This is a genomic window from Vibrio sp. D173a (assembly GCF_030248475.1).
Genome location: NZ_JAHGAH010000843.1, coordinates 1 through 870 on the forward strand (window position 1 = coordinate 1; position 870 = coordinate 870).

Sequence of the window (870 nt, forward strand, 5' to 3'; positions counted from 1 at the left end):
ACCATCTGCCTTTATACGTACTTTCAAGAGAGTGACAGGGCTGTCACCTAAACAGTATCTAAAGGCACAAATTTAATCTCGTATTGTTGAATTTCGCAAAATGTACATTTCTACACTCTGAACTATTTATTATTCACTCATCGCTTATCACACGGTTCTGCTGAACCCTGAGTAAGTTTTCACTTTCAGAGAATGTAGGTAATAAACATGAAAAAGACAGTATTAGCATCATCACTTCTATTGGCAACTATGGGCGCTCAAGCGGGTACTCTATTTACTAATGTCGATATCTTTAACGGTGTGGATAACAAACTGTACGAGAACCATTCTGTACTAGTTGAAGGTAACAAGATCACTAAGATCTCTGAAGGTAACATAGACGCTGAAGGTCACACTGTGATTGACGGTGAAGGCAAGACACTGATGCCTGGCCTAGTTGATACCCACGTGCACCTACGATTCAATGAAGCTAAGAAGATGGACGATTTCGGTATTGCACAGCCAACTGACCTTATGGCTTATCGCGCAGTCGATTCAGCTAATGAATCTCTAATGTCTGGTTTTACCACTGTCCGTGATATCGGTGGTAATGACAACTCTATGTTCATTGCTGAGCGTGAGGGTACAATCAAAGCACCACGTATCTTCCACGTAGGTCGTTTAATTTCTCCAACAGCAGGCCATGCTGACTGGCGACCTGTTTCTGGTCTAGGGGACGAAGCTCTTGAGAAGCGAATGTATGACCGTAACATCACCGCTATCGCTGATACACCAGATGAAATGCGTCGTGAAGTTCGTGTGAACATGGGTATGGGTGCTTCTGGTATCAAGATTATGACTTCTGGTGGTATCTCGTCTGACATTGACCCT

Annotated in this window: 2 protein-coding genes; both read left to right on the top strand. The window is 43.2% G+C overall.

Features of this window, described 5'->3' with window-relative positions; genetic code table 11:
* On the top strand, nt 1-76 hold a 76-nt coding region (locus KIV40_RS35640; RefSeq protein WP_375164913.1), incomplete at its 5' end, for an AraC family transcriptional regulator.
* A 131-nt stretch (nt 77-207) separates the two neighbouring features.
* On the top strand, nt 208-870 hold a 663-nt coding region (locus tag KIV40_RS29720), incomplete at its 3' end, for an amidohydrolase family protein (RefSeq protein ID WP_285352852.1).